Raw genomic sequence first — 23,566 nt, forward strand, 5'->3', positions numbered from 1 at the left:
GCCCGTGCTCGATTCCCATCAGCCCCGGTTCGCCGATCGTCACATCGGCCCGGACTCCGATGCGGTCGCCGTCATGCTCGACACCATCGGTGTTCCCACGCTGGACGATCTGGCCGCCAAGGCGCTGCCCGCGGGGATCCTCGACGCACTGGGCGCCGAGGGTGTGGCGCCCGGACTGGACGTGCTGCCGGCGCCGGCCTCGGAGACCGAGGCACTCGCCGAGCTGCGGGCGTTGGCCGAGACCAACACCGTGGCGGTCTCGATGATCGGACAGGGATACTCCGACACCCTGACCCCGCCGGTGCTGCGCCGCAACGTCCTGGAGAACCCCGCCTGGTACACCGCGTACACGCCGTATCAGCCCGAGATCAGCCAGGGCCGCCTCGAGGCGCTGCTGAATTTCCAGACCATGGTGTGCGATCTGACCGGCCTCGAGGTCGCGGGTGCCTCCATGCTCGACGAGGGCACCGCCGCCGCCGAGGCGATGACGCTGATGCAGCGCGCGGTGCGCAGCACGTCCCGGCGGTTGGCGGTGGACGTCGACGTGTACCGCCAGACCGCAGCCATCCTGGCCACCCGGGCACGGCCGCTGGGCATCGAGCTCGTCACCGCGGACCTGCGCGAGGGTCTGCCCGAGGGCGACTTCTTCGGCGTGATCGTGCAGCTGCCCGGCGCTGGCGGCTCGTTGGTCGACTGGGCGCCGCTGGTGGCGCAGGCGCACGAGCGTGGGGCCCTGGTCGCGGTCGGGGCGGATCTGCTGGCCTGCACGCTGGTGACCCCGCCCGGGGAGTTCGGCGCCGATGTCGCCTTCGGCAGCACACAGCGCTTCGGCGTGCCCATGGGCTTCGGCGGCCCGCACGCCGGTTACCTCGCGGTGCGCAGCAAGCATGCCCGGCAACTGCCGGGGCGGCTGGTCGGGGTGTCCAGGGACGACGACGGCGCGGCGGCGTACAGGTTGGCGCTGCAGACCCGTGAACAGCACATCCGCCGCGACAAGGCGACGAGCAACATCTGCACCGCGCAGGTGCTGCTGGCGGTGATGGCGGCGATGTACGCGAGTTACCACGGCGCCGAGGGCCTCACCGCGATCGCCCGGCGCGTGCACGGGCACGCCCGCGCGGTCGCGACGGGACTCGCGGGCGCCGGTGTGGAGGTGGTGCACGCCGCGTTCTTCGACACGGTGCTCGCCCGCGTCCCCGGCCGCGCCGCGCAGATCCGCGACGCCGCCAAAGAGCGGGGTATCAACATCTGGCTCGTCGACGAGGACCACGTGTCGGTCGCCGCCGACGAGGCGACCACCGCCGAGCATGTGGCCGCGGTGCTCGCCGCGTTCGGCGCCGACCGCGGTGGTCAGCCGTTCACCGGACCCGAGATCGCCACCCGCACCACCGAATTCCTCACCCACCCGGCGTTCACCCGCTACCGCACCGAAACCGAGATGATGCGGTATCTGCGCTCGCTGGCCGATAAGGACATCGCGCTGGACCGCAGCATGATCCCGCTCGGATCGTGCACGATGAAGCTCAACGCGGCCGCCGAGATGGAACCGATCACCTGGCCCGAATTCGGCCGGCTGCACCCGTTCGCCCCCGACGGTGACACCCCGGGTATCCGCGGGCTGATCGCCGACCTGCAGCAGTGGCTGACCGGGCTCACCGGCTACGACGAGATCTCGCTGCAGCCCAACGCCGGGTCTCAGGGGGAGTACGCCGGTCTGCTGGCGATCAAGGCCTATCACGAGGCCAACGGCCATCCGGACCGGGACGTCTGCCTCATCCCGTCCAGTGCGCACGGGACCAACGCCGCCTCGGCCGCACTGGCCGGTATGCGGGTGGTGGTGGTGGCGTGCCGGGAGAACGGTGACGTCGACCTCGACGATCTGCGGGCCAAGGTGTCCGAGCACGCCGAGCGGCTGGCCGCGCTGATGATCACCTACCCGTCGACCCACGGCGTGTACGAACACGACATCGCCGAGATCTGCGCGGCCGTGCACGATGCCGGCGGCCAGGTCTACGTCGACGGCGCCAACCTCAACGCGCTGGTCGGCCTGGCCCGGCCCGGCCGGTTCGGCGGCGACGTCAGCCACCTCAACCTGCACAAGACGTTCTGCATCCCGCACGGCGGCGGCGGTCCCGGCGTCGGCCCGGTGGCCGTGCGCTCGCATCTGGCGCCGTATCTGCCGGGCCATCCGCTGGCCGCCGAACTCGGTGACGACCACACCGTCGCCGCGGCGCCCTACGGCTCGGCGTCGATCCTGCCGATCACCTGGATGTACATCCGCATGATGGGGGCTGCGGGCCTGCGGGCGGCATCGCTGACCGCGATCGCGTCGGCGAACTACATCGCCCGCCGCCTGGATGAGTACTTCCCGGTGCTCTACACCGGTGAGAACGGCATGGTCGCCCACGAGTGCATCCTGGATCTGCGCCCGATCACCAAGCAGACCGGCGTCACCGTCGACGATGTGGCCAAGCGGTTGGCCGACTACGGATTCCACGCTCCGACGATGAGCTTTCCCGTCGCCGGCACGCTGATGGTGGAGCCGACCGAAAGTGAGTCGCTGCGTGAGGTGGACGCGTTCTGCGAGGCGATGATCGCCATCCGCGCCGAGATCGACCAGGTCGGATCGGGCGCCTGGCCGGCTGAGGACAATCCCTTGCGCAATGCGCCGCACACCGCGGAAAGCCTGCTGGTCGCCGAATGGAACCACCCCTACACCCGCGAACAGGCGGCCTATCCGCTGGGCAAGGGCTACCGGGCCAAGGTGTGGCCGCCGGTGCGGCGGATCGACGGCGCCTTCGGCGACCGCAACCTCATGTGCTCGTGTCCGCCCATCGAGGCGTTCGCCTGAGCGACCGGCGACTCAGCGCACCATCGAGGACAGCGCGGCGGCCAACTCGGGGGAGTCGGACGTCGCGAGGTTCTGATAGGTGCCGCCGGTCACCTGTGCGACGGCCTCCCAGGTGGCGCGGTCCGGGTCGTCGCCGAAGTCGATGACGTTGACCGCCACCGGTCGCGCCTGGTCGAAAGCACCCTGGATGAACGCCTCGAGGCCGGACCCGTCCAGCGTCTGGTCGGTGTGCGGTCCCTCGGTGATCACGGTGACCGAATTGGGCTGTCCCGCCCGGAAATTCGCGAGCGCTTCGGTGTACACCAGCCGCAGTGTGGTGAACGAGACGGCACCCCCCGACGTCGAGGACAGCTGGTCGAGGGTCGAGGTCAGCGCATCCCGGCGCTCGGCCAGCGGTCCCAGCGGCACCTGCGAGGTCCCCGCCGACGCGTTGAACGTCCACAGCCCGACCGCCGAGGTGGGCGGTAACGCCTCGATGCGGGGGATCAACGCGTTGACGACGTTGCCCATGCGCGAGTTCGTCCCCTCCGCCGCCGGCATCGACAGGTCGAGCATGATCGTCGACGTCGAGGCCTGGGCGGGGGCGACCAGCGCGTCGGCGATCCTGGCGCGCTGCGCGTCGTCGCCGACCGGCAGCGGCGCGGGGACCGCGGCGAAGTCCACGACATCGCTGGCGGGCGGGCTGCCGGTGCCGGTGCGGAAGCCGGCCGCGGCCAGCTCGGACAGTCGCTCCGGGTCGCGCATGAAGCGGGCGAACTCGCTGGCCGCGGCGACCTGCTCACGGTCGAGCCAGTCACCGGCCAGCAGCACGGTCGGATAGTCGGCGGTGGCCGTCGGCCCCGACGGGCGCCAGGCCGCCACGGCGTTCTTCGCGTCGGGCAGTTCGGCGGCCCGGCGGAACAGTTGTTGTTCGGTCAACGGCACCGCATGCACCGGTGCCGCGGCCGGGTCACCGGAACCCAGCAGCGCGTCCATCGCGGCGTCGGCGGTGTCGGCGGGCAGTTCGGGTGCGCCGGCGGCCAGGGTGGTCACCGCGCCGAGGCCGTCGGTGGCCGGGGCGCCCGCGGGAGCGGCCGCCGTCGCGACCGCCTCGGCCGCCAGAATCGACGCGTCACTGTCGCCGGTGCGGGGGAGCGCCAGCTTCAGCGACCCCCACCCCGCAAGGCCGAGCCCGTCGAGTCCGGTCGGGTTGTTCTGCAGTGCGGGCAGCGTCGACCAGCTCTGCTCGGCCAGGGCATCGCGCAGCTGCGGCCGAACGGCCAGCACCACCGGCGACGTCACCAGTGATCGGCTGTCGTCGATGGTCTGGGGTCCGGTGGCGGCCTCCAGCCGGGCGGCGGACAGTCCGCTGGCGGGGATCCACAGCGCGGGCTTGTCGCCGAGGTCGCCGGGCCAGTCACCCTCGAACCCGGCCAGCACCTGACCGGAACCGGCCGGCCGGACGCCCACCTTCACACACCGGTCGCCGACCGGTTTCGCGGTGTCGTTGTACGCGGTCGCCAATGCGGAGATCTGGTCGGCGATCGACGGGTCGGCCAGCACCGCGACCGACAGATCACCGCTGACGCACCGCGCGGCGTCGGCGTCGCTACGGTTCGACAGCGCGTCGCCGAAGAATCGCCAGGCGATCACCGCGCCGACGAGTACCACCACTGCGACCAGCACCGCGATCACCGGGATACTGACGCCCCGGCGTTTCGGTGTCAGCGCGCGGTGGCTGCCGGTCCATTCGCCGCTGTCCCAGCCGCTGCGCTGCGGGCCGGTCGCCGGGCCGGATTCGCCGGCGGCCGGGATGGACACCGTGGTGTCGTCGCTGTACCGCTGTTCATCGCCGCCGGGACGGTCGTCGCGATCCTCGGGATCGGGAATGCTGTGCCTACCCATGCCTAGCCCTACCCCCGCATTCGCGTCGTCGCATGGTCATCGCCGGGTCATCAGTCGTCAGGAGTCGTCGCTGCGGGCAGTCTAGTGGCCCGCCGCGCACGCGTTTCCCGGTGGCCTCAGCAGCTCACCGACGCCTTGTACTCGCGACGGCGGCGGTGCAGGATCGGCTCGGTGTAGCCGTTGGGCTGCGCTCCGCCGGACAGGATCAGCTCCTGGGCGGCCTGGAAGGCGATGCTGGCGTCGGGGTCGGCGGCCATCGGTTTGAAATCGGGATCCGAGGCGTTCTGTTCGTCGACGACCGCGGCCATCCGGCGCAGGCTGGCCTTGACGTCCTCTTCGGTGATGACGCCGTGGCGCAGCCAATTGGCCAGCAGCTGACTGGAGATGCGCAGGGTGGCGCGGTCTTCCATCAGTGCGACGTCGTGGATGTCGGGAACCTTGGAGCATCCGACACCCGCGTCGATCCAGCGCACCACGTAGCCGAGGATCGACTGGCAGTTGTTGTCAACCTCTTCGCGGATCTCCTCCGGGGCCCACGCCAGCTCCTTGGCCAACGGGATGGTGAGCAGTTCGTCGATCGTGGTGCGCTGCTGACCCTCGAGTTCGCGCTGCACCGCGTACACGTCCACCTGGTGGTAGTGCATGGCGTGCAGGGTGGCCGCCGTCGGCGAGGGCACCCACGCGGTGGTGGCACCGGCTTTGGGCTGGCCGATCTTCTGCTCGACCATATCGGCCATCAGCTCGGTCATCGCCCACATGCCCTTGCCGATCTGGGCGCGGCCGGACAGGCCGGTCGCCAGGCCGACGTCGACGTTCTGGTCCTCGTAGGCCTTGATCCAGGGCTGGCTCTTCATGGCGCCCTTCCGGATCATCGGCCCCGCCTCCATGGAGGTGTGGATCTCGTCGCCGGTGCGGTCCAGGAATCCGGTGTTGATGAACACGACGCGTTCGGCGGCGGCTTTGATGCAGGCCTTGAGGTTGAGTGTGGTGCGCCGTTCCTCATCCATGATGCCGACCTTGAGGGTGTTCTGCGGCAGGCCCAGCACATCTTCGACGCGGCTGAACAGGTCCGCGGTGTAGGCGACTTCGTCGGGACCGTGCATCTTCGGCTTCACGATGTACACCGACCCGGTGCGGCTGTTGCGCAGCGGGCCCCGCTCATCGCTTTCCTGCAGACCGTGCATGGCGATCAGCCCGGTGAACAGGGCGTCCTGGATGCCCTCGTAGATCTCGTTGCCGTCGGAGTCGACGATCGCGTCGTTGGTCATCAGGTGACCGACGTTGCGCACGAACAGCAGACTGCGGCCCGGCAACGTCAGCTCGCCGCCGTCCGGTGAGACGAACGTGCGGTCCTGGTTGAGCACCCGGGTGAACGTCTTACCGCCCTTGTTGACCTCTTCGGCGAGGTCGCCGCGGTTGAGGCCCAGCCAATTGCGGTAGCCGAGCACCTTGTCCTCCGCGTCCACCGCGGCCACGGAGTCCTCGAAGTCCATGATGGTGGTGACCGCGGACTCGAGCACGACGTCCTTGACGCCGGCCCGGTCGGTGGAACCGATCGGCGAGTCGGGGTCGATGAGGATCTCGATGTGCAGACCGTTGTTGCGCAACAGGATCGACGTCGGCGTCGCCGGTTCGCCGAGATATCCGACGAACTGCTCGGGCTCGGCGAGTCCGACCGACATCCCGTCGCCGAGGGTGACGAGCAGCTGTCCGTCATCGACGGTGAAGCCGCCGGCCTCGCTGTACGAACCAGAGGCCAATGGCGCTGCGCCGTCGAGGAATTCGCGCGCGTAGGCGATCACCTTGTCGCCGCGCACCGGGTTGTATCCGGTGCCGGGTTCGGCGCCGCCCTCGGTGCTGATCACGTCGGTGCCGTAGAGCGCGTCATACAGCGAACCCCACCGAGCGTTGGCGGCGTTGAGCGCGAAGCGGGCGTTGAGCACCGGCACCACGAGCTGCGGTCCCGCGGTGCGGGTGATCTCGTCGTCGACACCGGTGGTGCTGATGGTGAAATCGCCGGGATCGGGCAGGAGATAGCCGATCTCGGTGAGGAAGCGCTTGTAGTCCTCGGCGTCGTGGGGGCCGATCGCGCGCTGGCGGTGCCACTTGTCGATCTGGGCCTGCAGCTCGTCGCGGCGGGCCAGCAGCTCCTGGTTCTGCGGGGTCAGGTCGGCGACGACCTTGTCCACGCCGGCCCAGAAGCTGTCCGGGTCCAGGCCGGTGCCCGGCAGCGCTTCGTCGGTGATGAAGTCGTAGAGCACCTTGGCCACGCGCAGGTTGCCCACCTCGACGCGATCGGTCATCGTCTGCCTCCTCGGCCGTCTTTCCCGCGTACCATCCGGCACGCCGCCGTCGGTCCAGCTTACCCGCGGGTAATCAGGCCGAATCCCGCGTCCGCCCCACGGGGTCGGCCGCATCGCCGACGGTGAGCTGTGCGTCACACCGGGTGATCCGGTGCGGACCCGGTGCGGACGTAGCCTCGTCGGATGAGCGGACGCGGTTGGCAGCGAACGACGGGTATGCGCAGAGTCCTGTCCGGAGGTGTTGCGCTGGCGGGCCTTACGGCCGGATGCCTGCTCGGGGCGTGCTCACCGGACCGGGCCGTCGATCCAGACCCGGTGCCGCCGTCGGTCGCCGGTTCACCGGCTGCCGGCCCGTCCGCCACGCGCGGCGGCGAGCTCGACGCGCTGACCGCGCGGGGTCTGGTGGACGCGCTGCACCGGGCGGGCGCCGCCGTCCCGAACCCGCGGGACGCCACGGCCCAGGAGTGCCCGGCGGCCGGGTGCGACCAGGCGGTCGTGACCGACACCCTGCGGGTCGACTCCTTCGCCACCACCGGACGTGCGCAGGTCTACGCCGGGCAGCGCGGCCTGTTCCAGGTGGAGACCGTCGTCGTCGCATTCGCGCCGTCCGTTCCAGCGGCCCAGCGGGACCGCTATGTGGCGCAGATCAAGGCGCTGATGCACTGAACGGCGGGCGCCGGTCGCACCGATCGGCGACGAATGCCCGGCCGGCGACCGGCGAGACCCGCCCGATCCCGATCTCACGGAGCGGCCCGCGAGGTCGGCCAGTGGGGCTCCGTTCCTGCTGGTCGAAGTGCTTCTGGTGGCGCTCGCGGCCGGGCCGAGGTGAATCAGAGCCTGCTCGAAGAACTGCAGGAGCGGGCCGACGCCGCGGGCGTGCGGATCCTCGAGGCCCGGGTCACCGACCTCAGCTATGCCGCCGAGGTCGCCGAGGCGATGCTGCGTCGTCAGCAGGCGGCAGCGATCGTCGCCGGGCGTCGCAAGATCGTGGAGGGCGCGGTGGGCATGGTGCGCCAGGCTCTTTCGGCACTCGAGCGGGGCACCGACGAGCACGACGCGGTGCCCCTCGACCGCGACCGGCGGGCGAGCTTCGCGGCGAATCTGCTGACCGTCATCGCCAGCGATTCACCGACGATTCCGGTCGTCAACGTGGGCGCTGCCCAGTGACACCGGCGGTGAGCAGTGCGTCGCACCGGCCCGCCAAGGTGGCCCGCAGGGGGGCGGCGCGGGCGGCGATGTCCTGCTGGATGCGTACGTATTCGGCGCGGCCGGCCGGTGTCTCGATCGGGATCGGGGTGAAGCCGTAGGCGGCCAGATCGTACGGGCTCGCACGCATGTCGAGCACCCGGGCCTCGGCGGCCAGTTCGAGGCAGTCGAGGGTCAGCTCGGAGGGCACCAGCGGGCTCAGTTTGTACGCCCATTTGTAGAGGTCCATCGCGGCGTGCAGGCAACCTGGCTGTTCGGTGTCGTTCTGGCGGTCCCGGCTCAGCGGCTCGGTGTTGCGGGCGGCGGCCGGTTCGGTGAAGAAGCGGTAGGCGTCGAAATGGCTGCACCGCAACGGCATCGAGTCGACGACCGCGTCGGTTCCCGCGGCGCCCAGCCGCAGCGGCACGGCGTCGTGGCGCACCGTCGGCGCGCGGTAGACCATCGCCCACTCGTGCAGCCCGAAACAGTTCAGCCGGGCCGGTCGGCCGGCGGTCGCGTGCAGCAGGCCGGCGACGAAGCGGACCGTGTCGAGGCGGGCGTGCAGGTGTTCTCCGGTGACGGCCACTCCGCCGGCGACGGCGCCGTAGCCGCTGCGATGCAGCCGCCCGCGCGCTGCGTCCCCGGTGAGTGTGACGCCGAATCCGGGGTGCCAGCAGCGCAACTGGCGCGGCCGCAGGCTGTAGTAGGTGAACAGGAAGTCCCACACCGGATGGCGCTCACCGGAGCGCCGGCGGGCGAGGTGCGGTGCGCAGAACGCGTCGACGCGTTCGGCGTGGGCGCGCTCGCGGCGCGTCCACACCTGTTCGTCGAGCTTCACACCCGGTGGGTTCCGTCTCGCACGGTGCCGACGAGATCCTCGACGAGGTCCTCGAGGGCGACCATCGCGGTCACGGCGCCGTTGTCGGTGACCAGCGCCAGGTGACTGTTGACGCGGCGCAGCCGGGTCAACGCATCGGGCAGCGGCAGCGAGGCGGGCAGCTGGGGCAGCGGGCGGATCATCGACCGGTCCAGCACCGCATCGGGATCGTCGACCAGCGTCAGGACGTCCTTGATGTGCAGATAGCCGATGAACTGTCCAGACGGCGCCGCGACCGGGAACCGGGAGTATCCCGTCTCGGCCAGGGCCCGTTGTACCGCGCCGACCGTCGGGCCGTTGTTCTCGTCGGTCACCGGGATGGCGTGGATGGTGTCCAGCGGCATCGCGACGTCGCGGACCGCGCGGTTGCGGATCTGCAGCGCCCGGGTGAGCCGGGTGTGTTCCTCCCGGTCGAGCAGACCCTCCGACAACGACTCGGCGATCATCTCCGACAGTTCGACGGTGGAGAGGTTGACGTCGAGCTCGTCCTTGGGCTCCACGCCGGCGGCGCGCAGGGTGGCGTTGGCGCACCAGTTGTAGAACGCGATGAAGGGGCGAGCGGCCCGGATGTAGACCAGGTAGACCGGGATGAGCAGCATCGCCGCCGACTCCGGCCCGGCGATCGCGATGTTCTTGGGCACCATCTCGCCGAGCAGCACGTGCAGGGTCACCACGACGCTCAGCGCCACCACGAACGACACCGTGTGCAGGATGGCGTCGGGGATGCCGAGCAATCCGAACGGTTTCTCCAGCAGGTGGGCGACGGCCGGTTCGCCGACCCGGCCGAGCAGGATCGAGCAGATCGTGATACCCAGCTGTGATCCGGCCAGCATCAGCGATAGATGCTCACCGGCCCGGATCACCGTGACCGCACTGTTCTTACCCTGTTCGGCCAGGGCTTCGAGCCGGTCGCGCCGCGCGGAGATCAGCGCGAACTCCGAGGCGACGAAGAAGGCGTTGAGCGCCAGCAGCAGCACCGTCAGCAGGACACCGAAGAGGTCACCGCTCATTTCTGATCCTGCCCGCCGCCATCGGAATCGTGGCCCTCGTCACCGTCACCGTCACCGTCACCGTCGCCGTCGCCGCGTCGGCCCAGTTCGGTGAGTTCGAGCTGGTCGATCCGCCGGCCGTCCATCGCCACCACGGTGGCGCGCCAGCGGATCGGGTCGTCGGGCGGACCGTCGGGATCGAAGGCGGTGAGCTCGACCTCGTCGCCGGGGTCGGGGATGCGGCCGAGCTCCAGCAGCACCAGACCGCCGATCGTCTCGTATTCGCCTTCGGGCGCCCGGAATCCGGTCTGGGTGGCGACCTCGTCGATGCGCAGCAGACCCGAGACCTTCCAGCCGCCGGCCTCCTCGACGACGTCGGGGGTGGCGTCGTCGTGTTCGTCGCGCACGTCGCCGACGATCTCCTCGATCAGGTCCTCGACGGTGACCATGCCCGCGGTGCCGCCGTACTCGTCCACCACCAGGGCGGTCTGCAGCCCGTTGGCCCGGATCTGGGTCATCACCGCGTCGCCGTCGAGGGTGGACGGCACGGTCGCGACCGGGATGGCCAGTGCGGCCAGCCGGGTGCGCTGCCGGTCGTCGGGCGGCACCGAGAACACCTGCTTGACGTGGACGACCCCGATCGTCTCGTCGAGGTCACCTTCGACGATCGGGAATCGGGAGAACCCGGTGTCGATCGCGGCGGTGATGAGATCTGCGACGGTGTCGTCGGCCTGTAGCGCCGTGATCTCGGTGCGCGGGGTCATCAACTCCTCGGCGGTGCGGTCGCCGAACTGCAGCGAGCGGTCCACCAGCACCGCGGTGACCGGGTCCAGTGAGCCGCTGCGGGCGGAGTTGCGCACCAGGGAGATCAGCTCCTGTGGGGAGCGGGCCGAGCGCAGTTCCTCCGCCGGTTCGATGCCCAGCCGGCGCAGGATCAGGTTCGCGGTGCCGTTGGTGAGCTTGATCAGCGGGGTGAACAGGGTGGAGAACAGCAGCTGCGGGCCGGCGGCCGCGCGGGCCGTGGGCACCGGCCGGGCCACCGCGAGGTTCTTCGGCACCAATTCGCCGAACACCATCGATACCGATGTCGCGATCAGGATCGCCAGCACCAGGGCCACGCCGCTGGCGGCGCTCTCGGGCAACCCGGCCGCGCTGAGCGCCGGGTGCAGCAGACGGGCCACCACCGGTTCGGCGAGGTATCCCGTGGCCAGGGTGGTGATCGAGATGCCGACCTGCGCGCCGGAGAGTTGGAAGGACAACGTCCGGTGTGCGCGTCGGACCATCTTGTCGCGCTTGTGGCCACCGCGCGCATTCGCCTCGACGGTGCTGCGCTCCAGCGCGGTGAGCGAGAACTCGGCGGCGACGAAGACCGCCGTCCCCGCGGTCAGCACCACGATCGCGAGCAGGGACAGAATGGTGGTGAGGACGCTCATCGCATGCTCACCGGTGCGCCGGGCCGCGAGCCCGGCCGACTAGGGGAAGGTTCGGCGTCGGCTGCCTCGGGCGTCAGGTGTTCGCCCGGGGCCGAGCACTCTGAACCCCTGGCCACGATGGGTGCCTGCGGCACGTCGTCCCTTCAGGGTTGATGGTCGGCGGAAAGCACAATCGTAACCGCAGCCCTCACCAGCCGGTCGGGAGCGGGTGGCCCTCGGCGAAGCCGGCCGCCGACTGCACACCCAGCGTCACCTTCTCGTGGAGTTCGGGCAGGGTGGCGGCGCCGACGTAGGTGCAGGTGCTGCGCACGCCGGAGGTGATGTGGTCGAGCAGGTCCTCGACGCCGCCGCGCGTCGGGTCCAGGCTCATCCGCGAGGTCGAGATGCCTTCTTCGAACAGTCCCTTGCGAGCCCGGTCGAACGGGCTGTCGGCGGCCGTGCGGGCGGCCACCGCCCGCTTGGATGCCATCCCGTAGCTCTCCTTGTACGGCCGGCCCTCGCGGTCGCGCATCAGGTCGCCCGGGGATTCGTAGGTGCCGGCGAACCAGGACCCGATCATCACATTCGATGCGCCGGCGGCCAGTGCCAGCGCGACGTCGCGGGGATGCCGGACACCGCCGTCGGCCCATACGTGGGCGCCCAATTCCTTTGCCGCAGAGGAGCATTCGAGGACTGCCGAGAACTGCGGCCGGCCGACGCCGGTCATCATCCTGGTGGTGCACATGGCGCCGGGGCCGACGCCGACCTTGACGATGGAGGCTCCGGCGCTAATCAGCTCGCGGGTGCCCTCGGCGGACACGACGTTGCCCGCGGCGATCGGCAGACCGAGGTCCAGGGCGGCGACCGCCCGGATCGCGTCGAGCATCTTGACCTGGTGGCCGTGGGCGGTGTCGATCACCAGCAGATCGACGCCGACCTCGGCCAGTGCGCGCGCCTTGGCCGCGACGTCACCGTTGATGCCGACGGCGGCGGCGATGCGCAACCGGCCACGCGCGTCGACGGCGGGGGAGTAGATGCCGGCCCGCACCGCACCGGTGCGGGTCAGCACGCCGGCCAGCGTGCCGTCCGGATGTGTCAGCACCGCCAGGGCCGCGCCGTCCTTGGGCGCGTGGTCGAGCAGATCGAAGACCTTGCGGGGTTCGGTGCCGGCGGGGGCGGACACGAAGTCGCCGAGCGCCACGTCACGGACCCGGCTGAAGCGGTCGACCCCGGCGCAGGACGCCTCGGTGACCAGACCGATCGGGCGGTCGTCGTCGACCACCACCGCCGCGCCGTGGGCGCGTTTGCTGATCAGCGCCAGCGCGTCGGAGACGGCGTCGTCGGGGGCCAGGGTGACCGGGGTGTCGACCACCAGGTCGCGGGTCTTGACGAAGTCGACGGTCTGTTGCACTGCGGAGATCGGCAGATCCTGGGGCAGCACGACGATGCCGCCGCGACGGGCCACGGTTTCGGCCATGCGGCGGCCGGCGACGGCGGTCATGTTGGCCACCACCACCGGGATGGTGGTGCCGGAGCCGTCGACGGTGGACAGGTCGACGTCGAATCGGGACGTCACCTCCGACCGTCCGGGGACGACGAAGACGTCGTCGTAGGTCAGGTCGTAGGGCGGGTGGTGCCCGTCGAGGAATCTCATCGCCCGCCAGTCTAGTGGGGGAATTCACCCCGCCGAGCAGACGCAAAGTACCCGCGACACGCCGTCAGCCGGGGAACTCTGCGTCTGCTCGCCAGAAGAACTCAGGCCTGGACTTCGCTGTGGTCGCCGCTCCACAGGGTGTGGAACCGCTGGTCGCGGTCGGTGTCGATGCGTCCGTAGGTGTGGGCGCCGAAGAAGTCGCGCAGACCCTGGGTCAGCGCGGCCGGCAGGCGTTCGGTACGCAGCCCGTCGTAGTAGGACAACGCCGAGCTGAAGCCGGGGATCGGGATGCCCAGTTCGGTGGCCTTGACCACGACGCGGCGCCAGCTGTCGATCGCGTTCTCGATCGCATCGCGGAAGTAGGGCGCGACGATCAGCGTCGGCAGCTCGGCGTCCTCGTCGAACGCCTCGGTGATCCGGTTAAGGAACTTCGCCCGGATGATGCAGCCGCCGCGCCAGATCCGGGCCATGTCGCCGGGCTTGATGTTCCAGTCGTACTCGGCGCTGCCGGCCTGGATCTGGTTGAAGCCCTGCGCGTAGGCGATGATCTTCGAGGCGTACAGCGCCCGGCGGATGTCCTCGGTGAACTGCGCTGTGTCTTTTTCGGTGGCACCCGGCCGACTGCCGAGGTCTCCGGACGCCAGCCCGGTGGTCGCCTGGCGCTGGGCCACCGAGCCCGAGAGCGCGCGGGCGAACACCGCTTCGGCGATACCGGTCACGGGCACGCCCAGGTCGAGGGCGGACTTCACGGTCCAGCGGCCGGTGCCCTTCTGCTCGGCCTCGTCGAGGATGACGTCGACCAGCGGTTTGCCGGTCTTGGCGTCGGTCTGACGCAGGACTTTCGCGGTGATCTCGACGAGGAAGCTGTCCAGATCACCGGAGTTCCACTCGTCGAACACGTCGGCGATCTCCCCGGCCGACTTGCCCAGCCCGTCGCGCAGCAGCTGATAGGCCTCGCCGATGAGCTGCATGTCGGAGTATTCGATGCCGTTGTGCACCATCTTCACGAAGTGACCGGCGCCGTCGGGGCCGATGTGGGTGCAGCAGGGCACACCGTCGACGTGCGCGGAGATCTCCTCGAGCAGCGGGCCCAGGCTCTTGTAGGACTCCGCCGGACCGCCGGGCATGATCGACGGCCCGTTCAGGGCGCCCTCCTCACCGCCGGAGATGCCGGCGCCGACGAAGTGCAGTCCACGCTCGCGGATTGCCTTCTCGCGGCGGATGGTGTCGGTGTAGAGCGCGTTGCCGCCGTCGATGATGATGTCGCCCTCCTCCATCGCGTCGGCGAGCTCGTTGATGACGGCGTCGGTGGGGTCGCCGGCCTTGACCATGATGATCACCCGGCGCGGCTTTTCCAGGGCGTCGAGGAACTCTTCGATGGTCTCGGTGCGGACGAAGGTGCCGTCCGAGCCGTGCTGGTCCAGCAGCGCATCGGTCTTGGCGATCGACCGGTTGTGCAGCGCGACGGTGTAACCGTGACGAGCGAAGTTACGGGCCAGGTTGGAGCCCATCACGGCCAGGCCGGTGACCCCGATCTGTGCCGTACCCGTGGTGGATTCATCGGAGTCGCTCATACGGCAGCCTTTCGTTGTTTGGTTGTCACACAGCAGAATCGGGCATCACAGGGGTCTGGGCCGGCCTAGCGGATGAACAGCCGGTGCAGTTCGTTCAGCCACGGTACGGCGACGGCCACCGTCGGCACCACCAGCACGGCCGCGGCGGCCAGGTAGGCCGTGGCGGCCAGGGCGAGGCTGTTGGGGCGTCCGCCGAGGCGGCGCACCCGGATCACCGTCGTCGGACCGCCGGCGGCCAGCGCGCCCGACGGGGTGCGTCCGGCCGCGCAGGCCACCAGCGCCCGGGCCAGCGGGGTGCGCCCGGCGGTGCGCACCGCGGCGTCGTCGGCCAGCATCTCCACCAGCAGGCGCACCGCGTCCAGGGCGCTGGCACTGCGGACGAACCGCGGGAAGGCGGCGTGTACGGCGGTGAACATCTCGAGCACCAGATCGTGGCGCGCCCGCAGGTGGGCCCGTTCGTGGGTCAGGATGGCCGTGACCTCGCTGTCGGACAGCGTGTTGAGTGCGCCCTCGCTGAGCACCACCCGGCTGCGGACGCCCGGAAGGCAGTAGGCCAGGGGCTGGGCCACGTCGAGAACCCGCAGTCCGGCGGCGTGCCGGCAGGGGCGGCTGGACACGGCGTCCCGGGACAGTCCGAGCAGATCGACGATCATCCGGTGGTGCGCGCGCCGGCGGCGGGTGGCGACGGCCACCTGCAATATCGACAGGATCAGCCGGGCGCCGATCAGCAGGGTGAGCGCGAAGACGATGACGTAGAGCGTCCACAGCGGCCAGCCCAGCGCGTTGATCTCACTGGTGACCGTCGCGGTGGGGCGCCCATCCGCGCCGGGGACGAAAAGGCGGCTGGCGATGGCGATTCCGGCGGAGAAGGCCGACAGTACGGCGGCCAGCGCGATGGCCTGCCAGAGGACGATCGCCGCGCGGGGTGCGCGCATCGGCCACGAGGCGCGGGCGAGTAGCGCGGGTACCGGCCCGACCAGGGCCAGCGCCAGGAGGGTGAATGCCAGCGCGGACACCCCCTGATTGTCCCTCAGTTGGTACCCGGATTGCCAGCGGGCGGTCCGACCCGGTCCTTGCTCTCCAGTTCGGCCAACGCACGGCGCAGCGCGGCGGCTTCATCGGCGCCGACGCGCTCGACGAAGTGGACCAGTGCGGCCTGGCGGCTGCCCGAATCCGCAGCCTGGTCCAGGGCGTCGACCATCAGGCCGGCGACCAGCTCGTCGCGGCCGTGGGTGGGGGCGTACCGGTGCGCGCGGTCGTCGCGGTGCTGGACGACCAGGTTCTTCTTCGCCAGCCGCTGCAGCACGGTCATGATCGTGGTGTAGGCCAGGTCGCGGCGGGTCGCCAGCGCCTCGTGCACCTGTCGCACGGTCTGCGGTTCGCGGGCGGACCACAAATGGTCCATCACCTCACGTTCCAGTTCCCCGAGGCGCGTCAACTTGGCCATATCCGTTCATCTCCTGAGCAGTAGAACCAGAGTACTACGGTCGTACTACCGAGCGTCGTATCTGATGCCGAGAAGCAACAGTCTTCCCCGTCCGGCGCATTCCCGCCGGGCTCGACTGCTCCCCTTGTGAAACCGGTCACAGCGAACCATCGGTACTTGCGTCTCACTATAGTAAGGCTAACCTAACCCCCATGAGTTCCTGGGAGACGCCGTGACGGTGCTGATCGAGGATCCGTTGATCGCGGGTATGACCATCAAGCGGGCGCTGCCGCTGCACGAGTCGAGCCGCCGGCTGCGCGAGCTGTATCCGGAGTGTCCGCGCGTCTACGGCGTCGCGGTCATGGGCGACCTGTCGCGGCGCCGCTGGTGGCCGCTGGCCGAGGCGCTGAGCGCGGATCGGTTGCAGGGCATGTTCGATCTCGCCGCCGCCGAGACCGACAACCGGGCGGCGGTCGCCCAGCAGCTGGCGGCCACCCTCGCCCATGTCGTGCTCGGCCGGGTGATCCCGCTCGTGGTCCTGGAGGGCCGGGCCTGGGACACCGGACTGGAGAACCTGTGGGTGCACGTCGACTCCGAAGGTGCCATCGACTGGGTCGGTGTCGTCGACCCGACCCTGCGCGCGCTGCCGGAGGATCCGTTCTTCATCGGCGGGCGCCGGCGGACCGACGGCCCCAACGGCATCGTCGCGCTGCCCAGCGAGGGCGCGTTGACCACCTGGGTGGCCCACCGCAGCCATCGCGCGCTGGCTCCGCTGTTCAACCACCTGGAGTCGATCTGCGGCGGTGCGATGTCGGTGGCGGCCATGTGGCACGTCGTCGGTGCGGCCGTGGTCGGCGCGGCGACGCAGGTGCCGCTGCTGGCCGGGTCCAGCGAATGGACCAGCATGCGGCGCGGTCAGGCGGTCCTCGACGCGCTGGTCAGCTTCGGCCTGCCGGTGCGCGGCGCCGCCCGCGGAGGGAAGGTCTTGTGTAATTAGGGCAGCCTTGCCTATCCTGTCATCATCGAGAACCACCGGACCGCGCCGGAGTCCTGAGGGCTGCAGAGACCCCCGGTCCACTCGAAGGGCGGGCCCCGCATTCTGTGCGGGGCCCGCCCGTTCTCGTCGGCGGCCCGGCCGTGTAGACACGACAGCTGTGACAGACCACGTGCCCGAAGACCTCGGAAACGGTTTCGACCGGGAGATCGGACTGAAGTATCTGGAGGTCACTCCCGACGGCGGGCGAGCCCAGCTGACGCTCACCGACACATTGCTCCAGCCGTGGGGCATCGTGCACGGCGGCGTCTACTGTTCGGTCATCGAGAGCCTGGCCAGCGTGTCGGCTCACGTGTGGCTGTCGGTGAACGGCGGCGGGACCGTCGTCGGGGTCAACAACAACACCGATTTCCTGCGGGCGGTGTCCGCCGGCACGGTCACCGCGGAATCCACCCCGATCCACCGCGGCCGCCGTCAGCAGCTCTGGCTCATCACCATCACCACCGAAGACGGCAAGGTGGTGGCTCGCGGTCAGGTGCGGCTGCAGAACATCCCCGACGAGCGCGGCTGATCGCGGCTGAGCTGCTGAGCCCGGCGCCTCGTGGCAGGATCGCCGTCTATGCGTCTAACCCCGCATGAACAGGACCGGCTGCTCATCTCCTACGCCGCCGAACTCGCGCGCCGGCGTCGAGCCCGCGGTCTGCGGCTCAACCACCCGGAGGCGGTCGCCGTCATCACCGACCATCTTCTCGAGGGGGCCCGCGACGGCCGCTCGGTCGCCGAGCTGATGGTCAGCGGATGCGATGTGCTGGGCCGCGACGACGTCATGGACGGTGTCCCGGAGATGCTGCACGACGTCCAGGTCGAGGCCACCTTCCCCGACGGCACCAAGCTCGTCACCGTCCACCACCCGATCGCATGAGCGGGTCGGCGATCGTTCCCGGCGAAATCCTCTTCGGTGCCGGCGACATCGAGATCAACGCCGGTGCTGCCCGGCTGGAGCTGACGGTGGTCAACACCGGCGACCGTCCGGTGCAGGTCGGCAGCCACGTGCACCTGCCGCAGGCCAACGCTGCCCTGGACTTCGATCGCGCGGCCGCGCGCGGGCACCGCCTCGACATCCCCGCCGGCACCGCCGTGCGGTTCGAACCCGGCATCGCCCAACAGGTGTCGCTGGTGCCCCTGCGCGGCAGCCGCGAGGTGTACGGGCTGAGCCTGGACGCCCCCGGTCGGTTGGACGCCCGATGAGCGCTTGCGCGAAGAGGAGACAGACCTCGTGACCAGACTCTCGCGCGAGCGCTACGCCGATCTGTTCGGCCCCACCGTCGGCGATCGCATCCGACTGGCCGACACCGATCTGCTCATCGAGATCACCGAGGATCGCAGCGGCGGCCCGGCGCTGGCCGGCGACGAGGCGGTGTTCGGCGGCGGCAAGGTGCTGCGCGAATCGATGGGCCAGGGTCGGGCCACCCGGGCCGACGGCGCCCCGGACACGGTGATCACCGGTGTGGTGATCCTCGACCACTGGGGAATCATCAAGGCCGACATCGGCATCCGGGACGGTCGGATCGCCGCGATCGGCAAGGCGGGCAATCCCGACATCATGGACGGCGTCCACCCCGACCTGGTGGTCGGGCCGTCGACGGAGATCATCGCCGGTAACGGGCGCATCGTCACCGCGGGCGGCATCGACTGCCATGTGCATCTGATCTGCCCGCAGATCATGGAAGAGGCGCTCGGCGGCGGTATCACCACGATCATCGCCGGCGGTACCGGACCCGCGGAGGGCAGCAAGGCCACCACCGTCACCCCGGGCGCCTGGCATCTGGCCCGAATGCTCGAGGCGCTGGACTCGTGGCCGATGAACGTCGCGCTGCTCGGGAAGGGCAATACCGTCAGCAGCGATGCGATGTGGGAGCAGTTGCGTTCCGGCGCATCGGGATTCAAGCTGCACGAGGACTGGGGTTCGACGCCCGCGGCCATCGACGCCTGCCTGACGGTGGCCGACGCCGCCGGTGTCCAGGTCGCCCTGCACTCGGACACGCTCAACGAGGCCGGCTTCGTCGAGGACACCGTGGGGGCCATCGCCGACCGGTCCATCCACGCCTACCACACCGAGGGTGCCGGCGGCGGGCATGCGCCCGACATCATCACCGTCGCCGCACTGCCGCATGTGCTGCCCAGTTCGACGAACCCGACCCGGCCGCACACCGTGAACACCCTCGACGAGCACCTCGACATGCTGATGGTGTGTCACCACCTCAATCCGAGTGTCCCGGAGGATCTCGCGTTCGCCGAGAGCCGGATCCGGCCGTCCACCATCGCCGCGGAGGATCTGCTGCACGACATCGGGGCGATCTCGATGATCGGCAGCGACGCCCAGGCGATGGGCCGGATCGGCGAGGTGGTGCTGCGCACCTGGCAGACCGCGCACGTGATGAAGCGCCGCCGCGGATTCCTGCCGGGCGACACCACCGCCGACAACATGAGGGCGCGCCGCTACGTCGCCAAGTACACGATCTGCCCGGCGATCGCGCACGGTCTGGACCGCGAGATCGGGTCGATCGAGGTGGGCAAGCTGGCCGACCTGGTGCTGTGGGAGCCCGCGTTCTTCGGGGTGCGCCCACACGCCGTCCTCAAGGGCGGCATGATCGCCTGGGCGGCGATGGGCGATGCGAACGCATCGATTCCGACGCCGCAACCGGTGCTGCCGCGGCCGATGTTCGGTGCGGCGCCGGCCGCCGCTGCCGCCACGTCGCTGCACTTCGTGTCGCCCCAGGCGATCGAGGACGGGCTGGCCGATCGCATCGACGTCCGCCGTCGGCTGGTTCCGGTCGAAAACTGTCGGCGCATCGGGAAGGCCCAGATGCCGCTCAACGACGCCCTACCGCGTATCGAGGTGGACCCCGACACGTTCACGGTGCGGATCGACGGCGACGTGTGGCAGGAGCAGCCGGCCACCGAACTGCCGATGGCCCAACGCTATTTCCTGTTCTGAGCGGGCGATGTCTCAGCTGACCACCCTGCTCGCGCTGGCGGACTCGCGTCTACCCACCGGCTCGCACGTGCACTCCGGCGGTGTCGAGGAGGCGATCACCAGTGGGTTGGTCGGGGATCTCGGCACCCTGCGCGCCTATCTGATCCGGCGGGTGCGCAGTCAGGGCCTGGTGGCGGCCTCGCTGGCGGCGGCCGTGCACGCCGGCACGCTCGGCATCGATGCCGCCGACCGGGAAACCGATGCCCGCACCCCGGCACCGGCCGCCCGGGCCGCGTCCCGCGCGCAGGGCAGGGGACTGCTCCGGCTGGCCCGCCGCGTATGGCCGCAGTACGACTGGTCACCGCTGGGCCGCACGCCCCATCTGGCCGTCGCGGCGGGCGCGGCGGGTGCGGCCGGCGGGCTCACCGCCGAGCAGACCGCACTGTCGGTGGTCTATACGACGATGACGGGCACCGCCACCGCCGCCCAGCGGTTGCTGGCGCTCGACCCCGGTGATGTCGCCGCGCTGACGTTCGAGATGGCCGGCCTGTGCGATGAGGTCGCGGCCACCGCCGCGCACGAACCCGCCGACCTGTCCGATCCGCTGCTCGACGTGTTGGCTCAGCGCCATGCCGAGCGGGAGCGCCCGCTATTCGTGTCCTAGAAAGGTCAGCCGATGCCACCACATTTTTTGGATGGTCAACCCCACGACCACGCCGATCGCCCGAAGCGGGTGCGCACACCCGGCGAGCCGCTGCGGATCGGGATCGGCGGTCCGGTCGGCTCCGGCAAGACGGCGCTGGTGGCGGCGCTGTGTCGGCAATTGCGCGACGAGTTGTCGCTGGCGGTTCTGACCAATGACATCTACACCACCGAGGATGCCGACTTCCTGCGCCGCCACGCCGTGCTGCCCGACGAGCGCATCGCCGCGGTGCAGACCGGAGGCTGCCCGCACACCGCGATCCGCGACGACATCACCGCCAACCTCGATGCGATCGACGATCTGATCGCCGGGCACGACCACCTCGATCTCATCCTGGTCGAATCGGGCGGCGACAATTTGACCGCCACGTTCTCCAGTGGACTGATCGATGTCCAGATCTTCGTCATCGACGTCGCCGGCGGCGACAAGGTGCCGCGCAAGGGCGGGCCGGGGGTGACGTTCTCGGATCTGCTGGTCATCAACAAGACCGATCTGGCACCCATGGTGGGTGCTGATCTCGACGTGATGCGCCGCGACGCCGCCGCGGTGCGCGGTGACCGGCCGTTCGTCCTGGTCTCACTGACCGAGGATCCGGCGGCCGGCCCGGTGCTGGCCTGGGTGCGGGAGCAGTTGCGCGTTCCGGTGCAGAACTGACGATGCGTTCTTTCGTGACGATCGTGGCGCGGCCCGGTGGTCCGCCACGGATCGAGCACACCGGCGGGATGGCTGCGCGGCGGACGCGGCCCGACACCGTGCATCTGGTGTCGGCCGCGGCCACGCCGCTGGGCGGTGACCTCATCACCGTGCGCATCGTGGTCGAACCGGGCGCGCGCCTGACGGTGCGCAGCGCCGCCGCGACGGTCGCACTGCCCGGTTCGTCCACCACCGAATCGCGGACCCACTGGCACATCGAATCGGCGGGGGAGTTGGACGTGGATCCGCAGCCCACCGTGGTGGCCGGTGCCTGCCGGCACGTCGCGACCACGCGGGTGAGCCTGTCGGGCGCGACTCGCCTGCGGCTGCGGGAACGGGTGCAGATCGGCCGGTCCGGCGAGCGTGACGGCTTCTGGTCCGGCGCGCTGCACGCCGACGTCGACGGAGCGCCGCTGCTGCGCCACCGCGTCGAGCTCGGTACCGCCTCGGTGGCCGATGACGCACTGGGCCGGCCGATGGCCTGCGTGAGCGAATTACGTTATCCCGAACCGGCTTTCGACAGTCCCGGCACCGTGCTGGCACTGGCGGCCGGGGGCGGCCTGTCGACCTGGCAGGGCGAACGGCTGACTAACTAGCCGCGCGTTCCTTCTCCCGCTGTTCGGTGTCGGTGACCGCCGCGGCGATCTCCTCGAGTTCCTCGATGCGGGTTCGGGCGTAGGCCTGCTGCTCGGTGATCGTGAGCTGACCACGATTGCGGCCGAGGAACGTCACCGACCAGGACAGCAACGTGGCGATCTTGGTGCGGAACCCGACCAGATAGATGAGGTGCAGACCCAACCAGGCGAGCCAGGCGATGAACCCGCCGAACTCCAACTTGCCGACCTTGGCCACCGCGTTGTACTTCGACACCGTCGCCATCGAGCCCTTGTCGAAGTACTCGAACGGCTGCCGGAAGGCCGGGTTTGCGCCCTTGACCTCGTGCTTGATCAGGTTGGCCGCGTACTTGCCGCCCTGGATCGCGCCCTGGGCCATCCCCGGAACGTCCTCGACCGCGGCCATGTCGCCGACGACGAACACGTTCGGGTGGCCGGGGATCGTGAGATCCGGCTGCACCTTGACGCGGCCGGCCCGGTCGACCTCGGCCTCGGACTGGTTGGCCAGATCCCGTCCCAGCGGGCTGGCCGACACCCCGGCCGACCAGACTTTGCACGCGGCCTCGATACGCCTGGTGGTGCCGTCCTTCTCCTTGACCGTGATGCCGTTGCGATCGACATCGGTGACCATGGCGTTGAGCTGGATCTCCACGCCCATCTTCTCCAGCCGCGCCTGCGCCTTCTTGCCGAGCTTCTCACCCATCGGCGGTAGCACGGCAGGCGCCGCGTCGAGCAGGATCACCCGAGCCTCGGTGGGATCGATGTGCCGGAAGCTGCCCCGCAGGGTCTCATCGGCCAGTTCGGCGATCTGACCGGCCATCTCCACACCGGTCGGCCCGGCACCGACGACGACGAACGTCAGCAGCTTGGCCCGGCGCACCGGATCGCTGGAGCGCTCGGCCTGCTCGAACGCGCCCAGGATCCGGCCGCGCAGTTCGAGCGCGTCATCGATGGTCTTCATCCCCGGCGCCCACTCGGCGAAGTGATCGTTGCCGAAGTAGGACTGACCCGCCCCGGCCGCGACGATCAGGCTGTCGTACGGCGTTGCGTAGTCGTGGCCGAGCAACTCCGAGTGCACGACCTGATTGGCCAGGTCGATGTGGGTGACGTCGCCCAGCAGAACCTGCGCGTTGTCTTGCTTGCGCAGAATCAGCCGGGTCGGCGGGGCGATCTCACCTTCGGAGATGATCCCGGTGGCCACCTGGTACAGCAGCGGCTGAAAGAGGTGATGGGTGGTCTTGGCGATCAGTTTGACGTCCACATCGGCGCGCTTGAGGGTTTTGGCGGCGGTCAGGCCGCCGAATCCGGATCCGATGATGACGACTTTGTGCCGATCCGACGCAGTGGCTCCGGGATGGCTCATCAGTGCTCCTCGACGGGCGTGGCAATGCGTTGGTCTCGCCCTCTACGGTAGTCGGCGCGCCCGGCGT

Annotated in this window: 21 protein-coding genes; 11 read left to right on the top strand and 10 right to left on the bottom strand. The window is 70.0% G+C overall.

Annotated features, from left to right (window positions below; genetic code table 11):
* The first annotated feature begins 4 nt into the window (after nt 1-4).
* Nucleotides 5-2,851, top strand: coding sequence for an aminomethyl-transferring glycine dehydrogenase (gene gcvP, locus ACN27E_RS03910; protein WP_422746710.1), 2,847 nt, complete (start codon nt 5-7; stop codon nt 2,849-2,851).
* Between the two features lie 12 nt (nt 2,852-2,863).
* Here gcvP and ACN27E_RS03915 read toward each other — a convergent pair whose 3' ends face one another.
* Both ACN27E_RS03915 and ACN27E_RS03920 read right to left on the bottom strand, forming a co-directional pair.
* Nucleotides 2,864-4,735: a hypothetical protein gene (locus ACN27E_RS03915; protein WP_422746711.1), complete on the bottom strand. Its 1,872-nt coding sequence runs from the start codon at nt 4,733-4,735 to the stop codon at nt 2,864-2,866.
* A gap of 116 nt (nt 4,736-4,851) precedes the next feature.
* Nucleotides 4,852-7,038 (bottom strand): malate synthase G, encoded by a 2,187-nt coding sequence (locus ACN27E_RS03920; RefSeq protein ID WP_422746713.1) that lies wholly within the window; start codon nt 7,036-7,038, stop codon nt 4,852-4,854.
* Between the two features lie 183 nt (nt 7,039-7,221).
* Here ACN27E_RS03920 and ACN27E_RS03925 point away from each other — a divergent pair, with 183 nt between their 5' ends.
* Nucleotides 7,222-7,704: a hypothetical protein gene (locus tag ACN27E_RS03925; protein ID WP_422746715.1), complete on the top strand. Its 483-nt coding sequence runs from the start codon at nt 7,222-7,224 to the stop codon at nt 7,702-7,704.
* Between the two features lie 33 nt (nt 7,705-7,737).
* Nucleotides 7,738-8,205, top strand: coding sequence for an SPFH domain-containing protein (locus ACN27E_RS03930; protein WP_422746717.1), 468 nt, complete (start codon nt 7,738-7,740; stop codon nt 8,203-8,205).
* Here ACN27E_RS03930 and ACN27E_RS03935 read toward each other — a convergent pair.
* From ACN27E_RS03935 to ACN27E_RS03965, 7 genes are all read right to left on the bottom strand, one after another.
* The gene (locus tag ACN27E_RS03935; protein WP_422746718.1) at nt 8,183-9,061 is read right to left on the bottom strand and encodes a 3-methyladenine DNA glycosylase; all 879 of its coding nucleotides are present in this window, start codon (nt 9,059-9,061) and stop codon (nt 8,183-8,185) included. The two genes, ACN27E_RS03930 and ACN27E_RS03935, sit on opposite strands and share 23 nt — an antisense overlap.
* Nucleotides 9,058-10,110 (bottom strand): hemolysin family protein, encoded by a 1,053-nt coding sequence (locus ACN27E_RS03940; RefSeq protein WP_422746720.1) that lies wholly within the window; start codon nt 10,108-10,110, stop codon nt 9,058-9,060. Before ACN27E_RS03940 ends, ACN27E_RS03935 begins: the two co-directional genes overlap by 4 nt.
* Nucleotides 10,107-11,522: a hemolysin family protein gene (locus ACN27E_RS03945; protein WP_422746721.1), complete on the bottom strand. Its 1,416-nt coding sequence runs from the start codon at nt 11,520-11,522 to the stop codon at nt 10,107-10,109. Before ACN27E_RS03945 ends, ACN27E_RS03940 begins: the two co-directional genes overlap by 4 nt.
* Nucleotides 11,523-11,709: 187 nt before the next feature.
* The gene (locus ACN27E_RS03950) at nt 11,710-13,155 is read right to left on the bottom strand and encodes a GuaB1 family IMP dehydrogenase-related protein (protein ID WP_422746723.1); all 1,446 of its coding nucleotides are present in this window, start codon (nt 13,153-13,155) and stop codon (nt 11,710-11,712) included.
* Nucleotides 13,156-13,256: 101 nt separating this feature from the next.
* Nucleotides 13,257-14,729, bottom strand: a complete 1,473-nt coding sequence (gndA, locus tag ACN27E_RS03955) for an NADP-dependent phosphogluconate dehydrogenase (RefSeq protein ID WP_422746725.1) — start codon at nt 14,727-14,729, stop codon at nt 13,257-13,259.
* Between the two features lie 65 nt (nt 14,730-14,794).
* Entirely contained in the window at nt 14,795-15,745 is a 951-nt protein-coding gene (locus ACN27E_RS03960; RefSeq protein ID WP_422746727.1) for a M56 family metallopeptidase, read from the bottom strand.
* A 14-nt stretch (nt 15,746-15,759) separates the two neighbouring features.
* The gene (locus ACN27E_RS03965) at nt 15,760-16,176 is read right to left on the bottom strand and encodes a BlaI/MecI/CopY family transcriptional regulator (protein WP_422746728.1); all 417 of its coding nucleotides are present in this window, start codon (nt 16,174-16,176) and stop codon (nt 15,760-15,762) included.
* A gap of 211 nt (nt 16,177-16,387) precedes the next feature.
* Here ACN27E_RS03965 and ACN27E_RS03970 point away from each other — a divergent pair, with 211 nt between their 5' ends.
* From ACN27E_RS03970 to ACN27E_RS04005, 8 genes are all read left to right on the top strand, one after another.
* Nucleotides 16,388-17,152, top strand: a complete 765-nt coding sequence (locus ACN27E_RS03970; protein ID WP_422746730.1) for an iron reductase — start codon at nt 16,388-16,390, stop codon at nt 17,150-17,152.
* A 157-nt stretch (nt 17,153-17,309) separates the two neighbouring features.
* Nucleotides 17,310-17,720: a PaaI family thioesterase gene (locus ACN27E_RS03975; protein ID WP_422746732.1), complete on the top strand. Its 411-nt coding sequence runs from the start codon at nt 17,310-17,312 to the stop codon at nt 17,718-17,720.
* A gap of 48 nt (nt 17,721-17,768) precedes the next feature.
* The gene (locus ACN27E_RS03980; protein ID WP_422746733.1) at nt 17,769-18,071 is read left to right on the top strand and encodes an urease subunit gamma; all 303 of its coding nucleotides are present in this window, start codon (nt 17,769-17,771) and stop codon (nt 18,069-18,071) included.
* An 11-nt stretch (nt 18,072-18,082) separates the two neighbouring features.
* Nucleotides 18,083-18,397, top strand: a complete 315-nt coding sequence (locus ACN27E_RS03985) for an urease subunit beta (protein ID WP_422749592.1) — start codon at nt 18,083-18,085, stop codon at nt 18,395-18,397.
* A 28-nt stretch (nt 18,398-18,425) separates the two neighbouring features.
* Nucleotides 18,426-20,147 carry an urease subunit alpha gene (locus tag ACN27E_RS03990; protein ID WP_422746735.1) on the top strand — a complete coding sequence of 574 codons (1,722 nt, stop codon included), beginning with the start codon at nt 18,426-18,428 and terminating at the stop codon, nt 20,145-20,147.
* 7 nt (nt 20,148-20,154) lie between these two features.
* Nucleotides 20,155-20,790 carry an urease accessory protein UreF gene (locus ACN27E_RS03995; RefSeq protein ID WP_422746737.1) on the top strand — a complete coding sequence of 212 codons (636 nt, stop codon included), beginning with the start codon at nt 20,155-20,157 and terminating at the stop codon, nt 20,788-20,790.
* Between the two features lie 12 nt (nt 20,791-20,802).
* The gene (gene ureG, locus ACN27E_RS04000) at nt 20,803-21,483 is read left to right on the top strand and encodes an urease accessory protein UreG (protein WP_422746738.1); all 681 of its coding nucleotides are present in this window, start codon (nt 20,803-20,805) and stop codon (nt 21,481-21,483) included.
* Nucleotides 21,484-21,485: 2 nt separating this feature from the next.
* Entirely contained in the window at nt 21,486-22,118 is a 633-nt protein-coding gene (locus ACN27E_RS04005) for an urease accessory protein UreD (protein ID WP_422746740.1), read from the top strand.
* On the opposite strand, the gene ACN27E_RS04010 is transcribed toward ACN27E_RS04005, so the two are convergent.
* A complete protein-coding gene (locus tag ACN27E_RS04010; protein WP_422746741.1) occupies nt 22,111-23,499 on the bottom strand; it encodes an NAD(P)/FAD-dependent oxidoreductase in 1,389 nt (462 codons plus the stop codon). The genes ACN27E_RS04005 and ACN27E_RS04010 overlap by 8 nt on opposite strands.
* Between the last annotated feature and the right edge of the window lie 67 nt (nt 23,500-23,566).

This window comes from Mycobacterium sp. WMMD1722 (assembly GCF_049315205.1).
Lineage (GTDB): Bacteria > Actinomycetota > Actinomycetes > Mycobacteriales > Mycobacteriaceae > Mycobacterium.

Excerpts from the sequence above, each read along its gene's own strand:
- ACN27E_RS03915 (WP_422746711.1), bottom strand. The coding sequence starts at position 4,735 with ATGGGTAGGCACAGCATTCCCGATCCCGAGGATCGCGACGACCGTCCC.
- ACN27E_RS03920 (WP_422746713.1), bottom strand. The coding sequence starts at position 7,038 with ATGACCGATCGCGTCGAGGTGGGCAACCTGCGCGTGGCCAAGGTGCTC.
- ACN27E_RS03925 (WP_422746715.1), top strand. The coding sequence starts at position 7,222 with ATGAGCGGACGCGGTTGGCAGCGAACGACGGGTATGCGCAGAGTCCTG.
- ACN27E_RS03930 (WP_422746717.1), top strand. The coding sequence starts at position 7,738 with ATGCCCGGCCGGCGACCGGCGAGACCCGCCCGATCCCGATCTCACGGA.
- ACN27E_RS03940 (WP_422746720.1), bottom strand. The coding sequence starts at position 10,110 with ATGAGCGGTGACCTCTTCGGTGTCCTGCTGACGGTGCTGCTGCTGGCG.
- ACN27E_RS03945 (WP_422746721.1), bottom strand. The coding sequence starts at position 11,522 with ATGAGCGTCCTCACCACCATTCTGTCCCTGCTCGCGATCGTGGTGCTG.
- ACN27E_RS03950 (WP_422746723.1), bottom strand. The coding sequence starts at position 13,155 with ATGAGATTCCTCGACGGGCACCACCCGCCCTACGACCTGACCTACGAC.
- gndA (WP_422746725.1), bottom strand. The coding sequence starts at position 14,729 with ATGAGCGACTCCGATGAATCCACCACGGGTACGGCACAGATCGGGGTC.
- ACN27E_RS03965 (WP_422746728.1), bottom strand. The coding sequence starts at position 16,176 with ATGGCCAAGTTGACGCGCCTCGGGGAACTGGAACGTGAGGTGATGGAC.
- ACN27E_RS03980 (WP_422746733.1), top strand. The coding sequence starts at position 17,769 with ATGCGTCTAACCCCGCATGAACAGGACCGGCTGCTCATCTCCTACGCC.
- ACN27E_RS03995 (WP_422746737.1), top strand. The coding sequence starts at position 20,155 with ATGTCTCAGCTGACCACCCTGCTCGCGCTGGCGGACTCGCGTCTACCC.
- ureG (WP_422746738.1), top strand. The coding sequence starts at position 20,803 with ATGCCACCACATTTTTTGGATGGTCAACCCCACGACCACGCCGATCGC.
- ACN27E_RS04005 (WP_422746740.1), top strand. The coding sequence starts at position 21,486 with ATGCGTTCTTTCGTGACGATCGTGGCGCGGCCCGGTGGTCCGCCACGG.
- ACN27E_RS04010 (WP_422746741.1), bottom strand. The coding sequence starts at position 23,499 with ATGAGCCATCCCGGAGCCACTGCGTCGGATCGGCACAAAGTCGTCATC.